General features: G+C 41.1%; 15 protein-coding genes. 11 read left to right on the top strand and 4 right to left on the bottom strand.

Annotation, left to right across the window (positions count from 1 at the left end; translation table 11 throughout):
* Nucleotides 1–32 precede the first annotated feature (32 nt).
* The 4 genes from HNR53_RS04030 to HNR53_RS04015 all read left to right on the top strand — a co-directional run bounded on the left by HNR53_RS04030 (nt 33) and on the right by HNR53_RS04015 (nt 4,243).
* A complete protein-coding gene (locus HNR53_RS04030; RefSeq protein ID WP_184523086.1) occupies nt 33–653 on the top strand; it encodes an NUDIX hydrolase in 621 nt (206 codons plus the stop codon).
* A gap of 134 nt (nt 654–787) precedes the next feature.
* The gene (locus HNR53_RS04025) at nt 788–1,531 is read left to right on the top strand and encodes a ClpP family protease (RefSeq protein ID WP_184523084.1); all 744 of its coding nucleotides are present in this window, start codon (nt 788–790) and stop codon (nt 1,529–1,531) included.
* Nucleotides 1,528–1,746 (top strand): YlzJ-like family protein, encoded by a 219-nt coding sequence (locus HNR53_RS04020; RefSeq protein WP_184523082.1) that lies wholly within the window; start codon nt 1,528–1,530, stop codon nt 1,744–1,746. The genes HNR53_RS04025 and HNR53_RS04020 overlap by 4 nt, the downstream gene beginning before the upstream one ends.
* Before the next feature lie 142 nt (nt 1,747–1,888).
* Nucleotides 1,889–4,243 (top strand): DNA translocase FtsK, encoded by a 2,355-nt coding sequence (locus tag HNR53_RS04015; RefSeq protein ID WP_184523080.1) that lies wholly within the window; start codon nt 1,889–1,891, stop codon nt 4,241–4,243.
* Between the two features lie 28 nt (nt 4,244–4,271).
* On the opposite strand, the gene queE is transcribed toward HNR53_RS04015, so the two are convergent.
* The 4 genes from queE to queF are packed head-to-tail and all read right to left on the bottom strand — an operon-like array spanning nt 4,272 to nt 6,663.
* The gene (gene queE, locus HNR53_RS04010) at nt 4,272–5,006 is read right to left on the bottom strand and encodes a 7-carboxy-7-deazaguanine synthase QueE (RefSeq protein ID WP_246439271.1); all 735 of its coding nucleotides are present in this window, start codon (nt 5,004–5,006) and stop codon (nt 4,272–4,274) included.
* Nucleotides 4,999–5,481 (bottom strand): 6-carboxytetrahydropterin synthase QueD, encoded by a 483-nt coding sequence (gene queD / locus HNR53_RS04005; RefSeq protein ID WP_221452213.1) that lies wholly within the window; start codon nt 5,479–5,481, stop codon nt 4,999–5,001. The genes queE and queD overlap by 8 nt, the downstream gene beginning before the upstream one ends.
* A gap of 2 nt (nt 5,482–5,483) precedes the next feature.
* Nucleotides 5,484–6,143 carry a 7-cyano-7-deazaguanine synthase QueC gene (queC, locus tag HNR53_RS04000; protein WP_184523076.1) on the bottom strand — a complete coding sequence of 220 codons (660 nt, stop codon included), beginning with the start codon at nt 6,141–6,143 and terminating at the stop codon, nt 5,484–5,486.
* Between the two features lie 22 nt (nt 6,144–6,165).
* Nucleotides 6,166–6,663: a preQ(1) synthase gene (gene queF, locus HNR53_RS03995; RefSeq protein WP_184523074.1), complete on the bottom strand. Its 498-nt coding sequence runs from the start codon at nt 6,661–6,663 to the stop codon at nt 6,166–6,168.
* A 488-nt stretch (nt 6,664–7,151) separates the two neighbouring features.
* Here queF and HNR53_RS03990 point away from each other — a divergent pair, with 488 nt between their 5' ends.
* The 7 genes from HNR53_RS03990 (at nt 7,152) to HNR53_RS03960 (ending at nt 13,931) form a co-directional block, all read left to right on the top strand.
* Nucleotides 7,152–7,880 (top strand): GntR family transcriptional regulator, encoded by a 729-nt coding sequence (locus HNR53_RS03990; RefSeq protein WP_184523072.1) that lies wholly within the window; start codon nt 7,152–7,154, stop codon nt 7,878–7,880.
* A 211-nt stretch (nt 7,881–8,091) separates the two neighbouring features.
* A complete protein-coding gene (yfmF, locus tag HNR53_RS03985; RefSeq protein WP_184523070.1) occupies nt 8,092–9,366 on the top strand; it encodes an EF-P 5-aminopentanol modification-associated protein YfmF in 1,275 nt (424 codons plus the stop codon).
* A gap of 4 nt (nt 9,367–9,370) precedes the next feature.
* Nucleotides 9,371–10,660 (top strand): EF-P 5-aminopentanol modification-associated protein YfmH, encoded by a 1,290-nt coding sequence (yfmH, locus tag HNR53_RS03980; protein ID WP_184523068.1) that lies wholly within the window; start codon nt 9,371–9,373, stop codon nt 10,658–10,660.
* Between the two features lie 114 nt (nt 10,661–10,774).
* Nucleotides 10,775–11,497 (top strand): elongation factor P 5-aminopentanone reductase, encoded by a 723-nt coding sequence (gene ymfI, locus HNR53_RS03975; protein ID WP_184523066.1) that lies wholly within the window; start codon nt 10,775–10,777, stop codon nt 11,495–11,497.
* 158 nt (nt 11,498–11,655) lie between these two features.
* A complete protein-coding gene (locus tag HNR53_RS03970) occupies nt 11,656–11,901 on the top strand; it encodes a DUF3243 domain-containing protein (RefSeq protein ID WP_184523064.1) in 246 nt (81 codons plus the stop codon).
* Nucleotides 11,902–12,178: 277 nt separating this feature from the next.
* Nucleotides 12,179–12,967, top strand: a complete 789-nt coding sequence (locus tag HNR53_RS03965) for a DUF3388 domain-containing protein (RefSeq protein ID WP_184523062.1) — start codon at nt 12,179–12,181, stop codon at nt 12,965–12,967.
* Nucleotides 12,968–12,977: 10 nt separating this feature from the next.
* Entirely contained in the window at nt 12,978–13,931 is a 954-nt protein-coding gene (locus HNR53_RS03960; RefSeq protein WP_343065264.1) for a helix-turn-helix domain-containing protein, read from the top strand.
* Nucleotides 13,932–13,988: the final 57 nt, after the last annotated feature.

Below are 13,988 nucleotides of genomic sequence, written 5' to 3'. Positions count from 1 at the left end.
ATAATTTACTGTCATGTTGGAGGTCGCTATAGATGAATGCAGCAGCCATATATAAAAAATTAAAAGACCGCAAGCCATCCATTCTTGGACACGAAAAGCTTCCAAAGTATGCCGTATTACTTCCACTTGTTACGATCGAGAATGAAACGCATGTTTTATTTGAAGTCAGAGCGATGAGTTTACGCCGCCAGCCTGGAGAGATTTGTTTTCCCGGGGGCAGGATGGACAAGTCTGATGTTGATGAACGACAATGTGCCATCAGAGAAACAACAGAGGAGCTGGGAATTGCTGAGGCCGAAATAGAAGATATCATCCCGCTTGATATTCTCCACTCACCAAATGGTAATCTAGTCTATCCTTTTGCTGGGGAAATTTCTATCTTTGAACAAATTAAGCCAAATACATCGGAAGTCGGTGAAATTTTTACGGTGCCGCTTTCCTTTTTGCTAGAGACAAAACCAGAAATTCACCGCGTACATCTTGTGGTACAGCCTGAAGAAGGGTTTCCGTACGACTTGATAAGCGGCGGTGAAAATTATCAATGGCAGAGACGCAATGTAGAGCAATATTTTTATCAATATAATGGAAAAGTGATTTGGGGATTGACAGCGAGAATTTTGAGTCATTTTATTGAATTACTTAGGAGTAAATAAAAGAAAAACATCCTGTCCTGATGGAGCAGGATGTTTTTTTGCAAACGAAAGAAACGAAAATAGTGCATTTTGCATGAAATGGGCGGCGCCATCTCATACTATTCCTATCATGAGTTTTGAAGGGAGTATTATCGATGGTCAATTTTTTTTTACGTAATGAAAACGAAGAACAGGAAGAGCCGAAAGAAGAACGTCCGTCAAGCTTAATGGAAAAAATTCAGCAGCTGGGGCAGACAAATGTGGCACAAATGCCGCAGGATTCTAAGATTCATTGCCTGACAATCATTGGTCAAATTGAAGGGCATTTGCAGCTTCCTCCGCAAAATAAAACAACGAAATATGAGCATCTCATTCCGCAAATTGTCGCGATCGAGCAAAATCCGAAAATTGAAGGGCTGCTGGTCATTTTAAATACGGTTGGCGGTGATGTTGAAGCAGGACTGGCCATTTCAGAAATGCTGGCATCTTTATCGAAGCCGACCGTTTCCATTGTTTTAGGCGGAGGGCATTCCATTGGCGTCCCGATAGCAGTGAGCTGTGATCACTCGTTTATCGCAGATACTGCGACGATGACGATTCATCCGATCCGCCTGACCGGTCTAGTCATTGGGGTTCCGCAAACCTTTGAGTATTTAGATAAAATGCAGGAGCGTGTCGTCAGATTTGTGACGAAGCATTCGAAGATCAAAGAAGAGGTCTTTAAAGACTTAATGTTTGCCAAAGGAAATTTAACACGAGATATTGGAACGAATGTCATTGGAACCGATGCTGTTGAGTATGGATTAATCGATGAGATCGGCGGAATCGGTGAAGCGATGAGAAAACTGAATGAGTTAATTGAAAGTCGAAATGAAGAAAAGGAGAGGCTGATCCAATGATTTTGTATACAACGATGCCACAGGAGCTTGTCTATCAAACGCCGGTCAGTGAATTTGGAAAACAGGAAATTATCCAATATGAAGGGATACCCCTGCTTGTTGAACGGGATGAAAATCAGAGTTATCGGGTCATCCAAGTCATGAGCACGGATCCGACTCACTTTCTCGATGGCCGCTGCACACCTGGTAGGATTTTGACGAATAACCGATTCTAATGCCATGATCTGCAAAAAAGTTTTGTCCGAAAGAATTTAGGAGTTCGTGCATTCATTGTGATATAATACTAGTATTGAATGTTAGAGCAGCCGCCATGGCTGCTCTCTTCTTTCATAAAAAATAAATCAGTAAGGTGATACGATGGCGAAAAGAAAGAGACGGCGGTCGAGAAAACAAGATCAAATAAAGCGCACGATTCAATTTGAATTAATAGCCCTTATATTGATTGCTTTAGCCATCATTTCAATTGCAAATCTAGGGGCTGTCGGTCATGTAATCGTCCTCTTTTTCCGCTTTTTTATTGGTGAGTGGTATATGATTGCGCTGGCAGGGATGGTGGTTTATGGCGTTTACTTAATGTGGAAACGGGAAAAACCTCCTTTATTTACAAGTAAATTAATTGGTTTCTATTTAATAATTGCCGCCATATTGCTCTTAAGTCATGTGACGCTTTTTCAGCTTCTATCGAATGGCAATCGGTTTGAAAGTCCAAGTGTGATTGCCAATACGTGGGAATTGTTCTGGATGGAAGTGAAAGGTGATGACAGTACGACCGATCTAGGAGGCGGAATGGCTGGAGCTGTGTTATTTGCTTTATTCTATTTCTTGTTTGATGAGGCCGGTTCTAAGTTCGCGGCCGTGATTCTCATTATAATTGGAATCATTTTGCTGACAGGAAAGACTTTTGGTCCAGCACTGGGCAAAGGACTTACTGCTTTTGGATACTTTCTAAAGAGACAATGGCAAGGTTTTCTGGATGATATAAAGAACTGGAAACAAGAACAGCAGGAAAAACGGGAAGTCAGAAGGATGCAGAAGGAAGAAGTAAAAGCAAGACGAGCGCTGGAGGAACACCAGGCGAATCCGATTATACATATTGCCGGACAGACTGAAGCACAACAGGAAGGGTCGATTCGGCCTGAACCGATTATTAACAGTTTTGCCGATCGCGTGTATCAGCCTGTAAATGGACAGGCGGAGGAAACAGCAGAAGCCGTAGAAACAGAAAAGGATCAGGAGGATACAGAAGTCGATGCGGTCCCCATGTCATTTGCAGAAGTGGAGAATGTGGACTACCAACTGCCATCCATCCAATTGTTAAAATTACCACGGAAAACCGATCAAAGCGGGGAGTATGAGTTAATTCATGCGAATGCGGCAACATTGGAACGAACCTTTCAAAGCTTTGGTGTAAAAGCTACCGTTACGCAGGTTCATTTAGGTCCTGCTGTCACCAAATACGAGGTTCATCCTGATATTGGGGTGAAGGTAAGTAAAATTGTCAGTCTCACAGATGATTTAGCTTTAGCTTTAGCGGCAAAGGATATCCGGATGGAAGCACCGATTCCAGGGAAATCTGCGATTGGTATCGAAGTGCCGAATTCGGAAATTGCAGTCGTATCATTGCGTGAAGTGCTGGAATCAAAACAAAATAATAAGCCGGATTCGAAGCTGTTGATTGGATTGGGTCGTGATGTCACTGGAGAAGCGGTGATGGCAGAGTTAAATAAAATGCCTCACCTGCTTGTTGCCGGTTCAACAGGAAGCGGGAAGAGTGTCTGCATTAATGGGATTATTACTAGTATTCTTATGCGAGCGAAACCCCATGAAGTGAAATTAATGATGATTGATCCGAAAATGGTTGAATTAAATGTCTACAATGGGGTTCCCCATCTATTGGCACCGGTTGTGACGAATCCGAAAAAGGCTTCACAGGCATTGCAGAAGGTTGTCAGTGAGATGGAAAGAAGATATGAGTTATTCTCTCACACGGGAACGCGGAATATTGAAGGCTATAATGAACATGTCAGACGGCATAATGCCGAGGAAAATGGCAAACAGCCGCTGCTTCCATATATTGTTGTCATTGTAGACGAGCTGGCTGATTTAATGATGGTGGCATCAAGCGATGTGGAGGATTCGATCACAAGACTCGCCCAGATGGCCCGTGCCGCCGGCATCCATTTAATTATTGCCACCCAGCGTCCTTCTGTCGACGTTATTACCGGTGTTATTAAGGCGAATATCCCATCGCGGATTGCCTTTGCTGTATCATCTGCTACAGATTCACGGACCATCCTCGATATGGGCGGTGCCGAAAAGCTTTTAGGAAGAGGGGACATGCTATTTTTCCCTGTCGGCGCTTCAAAACCGGTCCGTGTTCAAGGGGCCTTTTTATCAGACGATGAAGTAGAAGAGGTAGTTGATTTTGTCATCGGTCAGCAAAAGGCTCAATATCAAGAAGATATGATCCCGGATGATATTCCGCAAAAAAGAGGCGAAGTAGAAGATGAGTTGTATAGTGATGCCGTTGATTTAGTACTGGAAATGCAGACGGCATCCGTATCCATGCTGCAGCGGCGTTTCCGTATCGGCTACACACGTGCCGCCAGATTGATTGATGAGATGGAGGCACGGGGAATTGTTGGTCCATATGAAGGAAGCAAACCGCGGGTTGTATTAGTGGGTAAAACAACAGAAGATATTATAAGCTAAAGAAAACTCGCCGATTGGCGAGTTTTCTTTAGACTCCGCGTTTATTTCCCCATAGGTAGGTATGTAATTGCGGGAGCACCTTTACATCATTTAATTCGGGATCAAGCATGACTTTATCAATCAGGCTTTCATATTTTTGCAGCAAGGCTGATACGAGTGCCTGATGATCTGCCGTTTGGCTGTCGCTGTTGCCAACCTGTAAAAAGAATGGGAAAGCAGGGTAGCGCTGATGAATGTTTTTCGCATAGTTGTAATCTTCCTCATTAAAAACCACGACCTTTATGGAAACATGCTGCTTCAAACTCTTGCTGCCTAATCTTTCTGCAATATCGTCTAAGGTAGAAAAGTTCGTCGTCATTCCGGAACTTGGCGGTTTAGGCGAAAGGGTTAATTCATCAATCTGATAAAACCAGTCCTGCCATTTACTTCCTTGTGTTTCCAGCCCGATTTTGATTTGGTTTTGTTTTAATAGATCGACCAGGGAGGATAAATGATTCAACAGTGCCGGGTTACCTCCGGAAATCGTGACAAAGGAAAAAGAGCTGCCACCTAATGTTTTTAATTCCTGCCAAATTTCAGCGGCATCCATCTGTTTGATTTCGTCCTTAACGCTGCCGTCCCAGGTAAAGGATGAATCACACCAGGAACAGGAATAGTCACAGCCGGCGGTTCTGACAAACATCGTTTTCTGACCGATGACAGCCCCTTCACCCTGAATAGTAGGACCAAAAATCTCGATGACTGGTATGAGACGATTACTCAATTTCCATCCACTCCCGTCTTGCTTCGGCATAAGAAGTTGGGGTTTCGTACAGACGGACAAATTCGACTCTTATCCCGTTCTCTTGTTTTTGTTTATCTTCCTTCTGCAGCGCTTTATTCATTTGTTCATAAATCCAAACCACAATATTTTCGGCTGTCGTATTCATTGGCGGAAGCGTTTCATTCAAGTATCTATGATCCAAATAGATTTCAATGTCCGTTTTCCAAATTTCTTTTATCTCCGCGAAATCAATGGTGATACCTCTTTCGTCGACAAATCCGCTTAGACCCAAAACCACCTTGTACGTATGACCGTGAAGATTCTTACATTTTCCCTCGTAGCAATGTAGGTGGTGAGCAGCGTCAAAGGTGAATTCCTTGCTTACGAGTACCCGTTTGTGGTGGTATTTAAGCTGTTCCCTTTTGATATCTTCATCTATCTTCTGTAATTGTTCGACAATGCGAAATCCATACATGGTTATAATTCCTTTCTTGTGTTCAAGTAATCATCCAGCCCTTTTTGTCTCAGCTTGCATGCAGGACATTCACCGCATCCATCGGCGATAATGCCGTTATAACAGGTCAATGTTTTTTTGCGGACAAAATCAAAGGCACCTAAATCGTCGGCAAGCTTCCAGGTTTCTTCTTTGTTCAGCCACATTAGCGGGGTGTGCAGGACAAAGTTTTTATCCATGGAAAGATTTAATGTGACATTCAATGATTTAATGAATATATCGCGGCAGTCCGGATAACCGCTGAAGTCGGTTTCGCAAACACCTGTTATGATATGCCTTGCTCCAATTTGGCTTGCCAGCACACCGGCAAAGGAAAGAAATAACAAATTTCTCCCAGGAACGAAGGTAGAAGGAAGTTCCCCGTTTTCACCGTCCTTCACTTCAATGTCCGTCCTTGTTAAGGCATTGGGTGCCAATTGATTTAAAAGGCTCATATCAAGGATATGATGTTTGACCCCAAGTTCGGAAGCGATTTGTTTCGCACAATCAATTTCAGCTTTATGTCTTTGGTTGTAGTCAAACGTAACGGCTTCTACTTCAGCAAACTTTTCCAGCGCCCAGAATAAACAGGTTGTACTGTCCTGACCGCCGCTAAATACAACAAGTGCTTTATCTTTTTTCATGCTATGCTTCTCCTTTTTCCAATTATCGGTTATCCACTTTTTCCGGATACAGGTCATGATTCATTAAGCGATACTCCGCCATTTGCTCAAATTTGCTGCCAGATTTACCGTAATTGCAATAAGGGTCAATGGAGATTCCGCCTCTCGGAGTGAATTTACCCCAAACTTCTATATATCTTGGCTCCATAAGCTGAATCAGATCATTCATAATAATATTCATGCAATCCTCATGGAAATCTCCATGATTGCGAAAACTGAATAAATAAAGCTTAAGTGATTTACTTTCTACCATTTTCTTATCAGGGATATAGCTGATATAAATAGTGGCAAAATCCGGCTGCCCGGTAATGGGGCAAAGGCTGGTGAACTCCGGGCAGTTAAATTTAACAAAGTAATCCCGGTTGGGATGCTTATTATCAAATACTTCGAGTATGTCCGGGGAGTAATCAAATAAATATTGAGTGTTTTGATTTCCTAATAATGTAATATTCTCCAGTTGAGAATTCTTTTTTTCAGACATTAAAAAAGGCCTCCTATATATGGTTTTAATCATATACAAAGGCTCATAGCAAAAGTATAACTTTGAAATAATAAAAACCATACCGCAGCTGGATATGGTTGATCAAATAATCAAAGCCATAGTTTTTTATAGAGGGTTTCCGCTATGAACCTCTCCCACTTGAAAAAATGGTATATAATAATAAATAGAGATATTGCTACTATAGTGAATTTTTTATGTGTTGTCAACGGCTCGTGAATGATAGCGATAGAATCATTCATAATGAGGAGGTTATGAGGGAATCTTTTCTGCTTTAACTGTACTATTACAGCGATTTCCATTATATGATAGTAATAAGGTATGTGATTTTGTATCATTATTGATTTTCGACAATATTCGCAAAACAGTATTTATTTATTTTTTGAAAAGTGTTATATTATTTCACAATTGGTTGAAAAGTAATCAGATTAGAGGTCTGACGATATAGAAAAAAGTTGGGGGAGTCCTGCATGTCTTCGATTAAATCAAATAATCGGCATTTATATTTACAGATCATTGATCGCATAAAGCAAGATATTGAAGAGGGGTTATATAAAGAGAAAGAAAAGCTGCCCTCTGAATTTGATCTTGCCAACCAGCTGGGTGTAAGCCGGGCAACGCTTCGTGAAGCGTTAAGGATTCTTGAAGAAGAGAATGTTATCATCCGCCGCCATGGTGTAGGGACTTTTGTCAATACAAGACCGCTGTTTAACACAGGGATTGAACAGCTGAAGAGTGTGACGGGAATGATTGAGCAAGCGGGAATGGTACCGGGTACGATTTTCCTAAGTACAGATACAAAAGGCTTTACGGAGGAAGATGCAGTGTTTTTTTCCTCTTCGATGGAGGATGAAGTCGTTGTCGTTGAAAGGGTAAGGACCGCTAACGGCGAACCAGTTGCCTACTGTATTGATAAAGTGCCGGTGGCTAAATTTCCAGAAACCTTTACCCATGAGCACGAGTCTATTTACCAGCTCTTGGAAGATACGCATCATAAAAAAATTATGTATGCCGTGGCTGATATTGAGCCAATAGGTTATCACGAGAAAATCTCGCCGATTCTTGAATGCGATCCAGAAACGGCACTCTTGGTGTTAAAACAAATGCACTATGATGAAGATGAACAGCCGATACTATATTCTGTAAACTATTTCCGCGCTGACAGATTCCGTTTTCATGTTTTGCGAAAAAAGGTCTGAATGGTTGGAGAAAATATTCAGGTGAGAGTCAAAAAGTCCGATGAAACGTCATCGGGCTTTTTTGCTGTGCCGTGGTCTTAATTATTTGAATTAAATCATTTGATCCCTGTATAGTAAGAATAGGTTGGTAATAATAGGAGAATATAGAAAATAACATGCTGGAAGTATACATATGATGATATGAACGACTTTAAAGGAGGAAGGCAGACGAATGGGTGTTATATCAGAACAAATCATCGATTTAAAGGGATTAAAGCTCCATATCATCCCTACTGAGAAATATAAGACCAATACGATAGTATTTAAAATGAAAGCACCTTTAGATAAGGAAGATGTGACAAAACGGGCACTGCTTGCGAATGTACTACAGAGCAGCTCGAAAACATATCCGTCAACCACCCTGTTAAGATCCTATTTAGATGAATTATATGGTGCCACATTTTATATCGATTTAGCCAAAAAAGGGGATTATCATATTATCAGTTTCACGATTGAAATGGCGAATGAGAAATTTCTCTCGCATGCAGAGCCTCTTTTGCAGAAGGCGTTTGCGTTTTTAGCGGAAGTCATTACGAATCCGAATGCAGATAATAGCTCTTTTGAGCAAAATACGATTGAAAATGAGAAACGTTCGTTAAAACAGCGGATCCAATCTGTTTATGATGATAAAATGAAATACTCCAGTTTCAGGTTAATCCAGGAAATGTGCAAGGGCGAACCGTATGAACTATATGTTCATGGGATTGCTGAGGATGTCGATTCCATTACAGGTGCAAGCCTCTATGAATACTACCGGGAGGCAATAGATGCTGACGAACTTGATTTATTTGTCGTGGGCGATGTACAAAGTACCGAGGTAGAAAATGCCGTCAGCGGTATGTTCCAGTTTGCGGAAAGGACAGCGAAAAAGGCCGCAAGAAGTGCAGTCAGTTCCATATCAGAAGAGAAAGAAGTCATTGATAAACAGGACGTGAAACAAGGGAAGTTAAATATCGGCTTCCGCACGAATGTCTATTACGGTGACGATGACTATTACGCCCTGCAAGTATTTAACGGGATATACGGCGGCTTTTCTCATTCGAAACTCTTTATTAATGTCCGCGAAAAGGCGAGTCTGGCCTATTATGCTGCCAGCCGTCTCGAGAGCCATAAAGGGCTGATGCTGGTCATGTCAGGAATCGATAATAAAAACTACGAACAGGCTGTCAATATTATAAAGGAACAAATGAAAGCGATGACAGCCGGAGATTTTACGGATAATGAAATCCAGCAAACAAAGGCGGTCATCAAAAATCAGCTGCTGGAGACGATTGATACTTCGAGAGGCGTTGTGGAAATCCTTTACCATAATATCGTCTCCGGAGCGCAAATATCACTTGATGATTGGCTCGGTGAAATGGAAAAGGTAACAAAAGAAGATATCGTCAAGGTTGCGGAGAAAATCCAATTGGATACGATTTATTTCTTAACTGAAGGGAGGCAGTAAATCAATGGAAAGAATCGAATTTCAACAGCTTCAGGAAGAACTCTTTCATGAAAAACTAGAAAACGGTCTTGAAGTGTATATTTTACCAAAAAAAGGGTTTAATAAAACGTTTGCTACCTTTACGACCAAATATGGTTCCATCGATAATCATTTCGTTCCGCTGGGCGCTCAGGATTATGTTAAGGTTCCGGATGGAATTGCTCATTTTCTCGAGCATAAACTTTTTGAAAAAGAAGACGGTGATGTGTTTCAGCAGTTCAGCCGCCAGGGAGCATCGGCAAATGCCTTTACCTCTTTTACACGGACGGCCTATTTATTTTCCAGTACGGATAATGTAGAGCTAAATCTGGAAACGTTAATGGATTTTGTTCAGGATCCTTATTTTAGTGAAAAGACAGTAGAAAAGGAAAAGGGGATTATTGGTCAGGAAATCACGATGTATGATGACAATCCGGATTGGCGCCTCTATTACGGCCTGATTCAAAATTTATACCGCAATCATCCTGTCTCTATCGATATTGCTGGTACAGTTGAATCCATTTCCCATATTACAAAAGACTTGCTCTATGAATGCTACGGAACATTTTACCATCCAAGCAATATGCTCTTATTTGTTGTTGGAGCGATTGAACCTAAAGTCGTGATGAAGCAGATTAAGGATAATCAGGCGAAAAAGCAATTTGCTGCGGCACCGGAAATTAAACGGCAGTTCCCGGAAGAACCGCTCGAAGCCGCTCAAGCAAAGCAAATTCTGCCAATGAATGTGCAATCATCTAAATGTCTCGTCGGGATGAAAGCAAACCGCGCGAATATAAGCGGTCCTGAAATGCAGAAATATGAATTAACCCTCAATATCACTTTGGATTTATTGTTTGGCAAAAGCTCGGAAAACTATGACCGCCTCTATTCATCGGGTCTGATCGACGAAACCTTCTCTTATGATTACAGTCAGGAACAAGGCTTTGGCTTTGCCATGATAGGCGGCGATACAAAGGAACCGGACCAGTTAGCGGAGCAATTGAAAAAGATTCTGTTATCGGCAAAGTCTGGCGGTGTCTTTACAGCTGATTCGTTAGAACGGACGAAAAAGAAGAAAATCGGTGCCTTTCTCCGTGCGATTAATTCACCGGAATACATTGCCAATCAATTCACGCGCTATGCCTTTAATGAAATGAATTTATTTGATGTCGTCCCAACAATCGAAAAATTGACGCTGGAGGACATTCAAAAGACGGCTGCAGAGTTTTTTGCTGAAGAGAGAATGACAGTCTGTCAGGTAGTACCGAAACAATAATCTGAAATGCGATAGTAAGCTAAAGCTGATTGGCCAACGCCCAATCAGCTTTTTGTGCTAAAAAATTAATGATATAATACGGTCGTTAATTTATGTTTTAGGAAGTGATTTGTTTTGAAAAAGTTTGCCCTTATTACGGGTGCGAGCGGCGGCATTGGCCGAGCCATTGCGGAAAAATTAGCAGCGGAAGGGTATTCACTCTATTTACATTATCATGAAAATGAAGCGGCGATTATGGAATTATTGGCTGTTCTTAAGGGTTATCAGGGCGAATATATCCCGATCCAGGCGGATTTATCGTCCCCTGACGGCTATAAAAGAATCGCTGATAATATTTTTTCTATTGATGCCATTATCCATAACAGCGGCATCAGCCATTACAGCTTGTTAGTGGATACAGACAACGAGACGATTGAAAAGATGATGGCGCTGCATGTCACTTCGCCTATTTATTTGACGAAGGAACTGCTGCCAAAGATGCTTAGGCAGCAGCGGGGAAACATTTTGTTCATCACGTCCATTTGGGGACAGACTGGTTCAGCCTGCGAAGTAGTTTACTCGACTGTAAAGGGAGCCCAGATTGCGTTTATCAAATCATTAGCAAAAGAACTGGCAATGAATGGTATTCGTGTCAATGGAATCGCCCCTGGAGCAGTCAATACGTCGATGATGGCAGACTTCTCAGAGGAAGAATTAGATATGATTAAAAGCGGAATCCCAATGGGAAGAATGGCCGAGCCTGTTGATGTCGCGGAAAGTGTGTCCTTTTTGCTGAATGACAAAGCCGGGTATATAACCGGTCATATTCTAAATGTAAACGGCGGCTGGTATACTTAATGATTTATGTGTTTTGATAGTTCTATTAGTGTTCACTGTTCATATTAGCCTTATGTGTATGGCGTGAAAAAGAAAAAAAGGCAATCCGTTTTTTTGTGTATATTTTCGGCCTCCTCTTAGCAAAATAACAATGTACTAATTATAAAGGAGGTTCTAACATGTCTGTTTTAGAAAATTGGCAGCAATGGAAAGATTTTTTAGGTGACCGCCTCACTCAGGCAGAGAGCCAGGGAGTTGCAAAGGATTCACTTAATGAACTTGCTTATCAAGTAGGAGATTATTTAGCGAAACAAGTAGACCCGAAAAATGAGCAGGAACGCGTCCTATCTGATTTATGGTCTGTTGCAAGCCAAGATGAGCAGCATGCCATTGCCAGTGTGATGGTAAAATTAGTGGGAAAATAACCGTACTGGTTGTACAATGAATGGAAAAGAGAGGGAGAACCTCTCTTTTTTGCTGAGTATATCCCCATAGTCAGTTTATGGGGGTTTATTTTTCGCCATTATTTAATATGATTATTTTTGCTGAAATATGCCGGAAATGCCTTTTTTTTCTTTCCTATTCCATTAATATCCTTTATGATAGTGGTTAGGAGAAATTTTGTCGATTCGTTTCGTCATTCTGCATGCTGTTTTGAAACCTTTAAAGTGTATTATGACAGATACAGAAAGGGTTGGATAAATGGAGAAGGAAGAATGGTATTTAGAGTATGAGATTACAACGAACCGCCCTGGACTCTTAGGGGATATTGCTTCTTTATTAGGGATGATGTCTATTAATATTGTCACCATTAACGGCGTGGATGAAGGACGCCGCGGCTTATTAATTTTAGCAAAGGATGAACAGCATATTAAAAAGCTGGAATCTATCTTAAATACGATGGAAACCATCACCTTACTTAAACTAAGGAAACCAAAGCTGCTAGATCGTCTTGCTGTGAGGCATGGCCGCTATATACATAGAGATGCTGATGATCGGAAAACTTTTCGTTTCGTCCGTAATGAACTTGGTGTTTTAGTTGATTTTATGGCAGAATTAATGAAGCAGGAAGGTCATAAATTAATTGGAATTAGAGGAATGCCCCGAGTAGGGAAAACGGAATCCATTGTTGCGGCCAGTGTCTGTGCCAATAAGAGGTGGATTTTTGTCTCATCTACACTCATTAAACAAACGATACGCAATCAGCTAATTGAAGATGAATACAGTGAAAAGAATGTGTTCATCCTTGATGGGATCGTTTCCGCCAGAAGGGCAAATGAGCGTCATTGGCAGCTGATACGGGAGATTATGAGGCTGCCGTCAGTAAAAGTCATTGAGCATCCGGATTTTTTTGTGCAAAATACGGAGTATAAAATCGATGATTTTGATTATATTATTGAGCTCCGTAATCATCATGAAGAAGAAATAACGTATGATATTATCGAGCCAAATGATCTATTTTCATCCGATTTTGGAGGATTTGATATTTAGCTAGTGGAAGGTGTTACTCTTGACAGAAATAGGAAATCGATTAAAGGAAGCCCGTTTAGCAAAAGGATTAAGTTTAGATGATTTACAAGGGATGACAAAAATTCAAAAACGTTATTTACTAGGGATTGAAGAAGGAAACTACAGTTCCATGCCAGGCAATTTTTATGTCCGGGCATTTATCAAGCAATATGCTGAGGCTGTTGGCTTAGAAGCAGATGTGCTATTCGAGGAGTTTAAAGGGGAAATACCTAATGCAGCGAATGATGACCTTACTGGTCAGCTTTCCCGTGTCCAATCGAGAAAAAACTTCTCCGAAACCAGTTCGAAAGTTTTAGATATTCTGCCAAAGCTGTTAATAGGTGTCTTTATTGTCGGTGCCTTTGTTTTTGTTTGGTATTTTTTAGCACAAAGAGATGCAGGAGATACAGCGAAAGAACCTGCACCAAATGATAATAACCAGGTTACATATGAAGTATCTGAAGATTTGGCCAAAGAAGAGCCTGTAAAAACGGAAAAAGACACGCAACAGGACACGAAAGCAGAAAGCAAAAAAGTGAATGAAAAAAAGACGAAAGATAAAGAAAAAGACAGCGCTAAAGAAGATACGACAAAAACAAAGCAAGAATTAACAGTGAAACAGACACAAGGGGATGAATCCTCTTTCGAGCTAACAAATGCCGAAAAGTTTGAATTAAAGCTTGTATCAACTGGAGAAACCTGGGTTAATGTGAAAAATGGAAAAGGCTATTCATTCTTCCAAGGGATGTTGCAAAAAGGAGGAACAGAAAGCCAGACATTCGATTTATCACAAGAAACAGATGTCGTCATTGTCGTTGGGAATACGACAGCAACAGAGATCTATGTGAACAATCAGAAACTGGAATATGCCATTAACCCTAGTGACGTCGTTCGCCAAGATATTGCGATTCACTATGTTAAATCGGAAGCAAAACCGGAACAATAGTCATCGTATTTGATGACTATTTTTCTGCGTAATGAAATATTTGCGTATAGAGAGATA

It is taken from the genome of Bacillus benzoevorans (assembly GCF_014207535.1).
Classification (GTDB): Bacteria; Bacillota; Bacilli; order Bacillales; family Cytobacillaceae; genus Bacillus_BD; species Bacillus_BD benzoevorans.
Note: the sequence above shows the minus strand (reverse complement) of the source record. Positions and strands in the feature narration are given on the sequence as shown.